1 protein-coding gene is annotated in these 401 nt (G+C 67.8%); it reads right to left on the reverse strand.

What is annotated here, in order from left to right; translation table 11 throughout:
- A partial coding sequence (locus tag RNC47_RS37275; RefSeq protein WP_311605315.1) for an alcohol dehydrogenase catalytic domain-containing protein occupies window positions 1–371 on the reverse strand: 371 nt, incomplete at its 3' end.
- Between the last annotated feature and the right edge of the window lie 30 nt (window positions 372–401).

Consider the following 401-nt stretch of genomic DNA (forward strand, 5'->3'; position numbering starts at 1 on the left):
GAGCCGAAGCCGGTCGGCACCGCGCAGCCCATGATGGCCGCGGTCTCGAACGGGATGTCCTTGTCGATCTTGACGACGGAATCCTTGTGAACGGTCATGTACGGCGCGAAGGTGCCGAGCAGGTTCATCGGCGACACCTCTCGACCGCCGGCGGTGATGCGGTTGGTGCCGTCGGCGATGGCCTTACCGCCCAGCAGGACCGCGCCACGGTCACACAGCGAGCGGAAGCCCTTCAGACACGGCGGGCATTCACCACAGGCCGGGATGAAGGCGAGGATGACGTGGTCGCCCTCCTCGATGCCGGTGACGTTCTTGCCGACCTTGGTGACGACGCCGGCGCCCTCATGGCCGCCGAGCGCGGGCAGCGCCATCGGGGTGGCACCGGTGGTCAGGTGGTAGTC

The sequence above is a fragment of the Streptomyces millisiae genome, from assembly GCF_031845425.1.
Classification (GTDB): domain Bacteria; phylum Actinomycetota; class Actinomycetes; order Streptomycetales; family Streptomycetaceae; genus Streptomyces; species Streptomyces millisiae.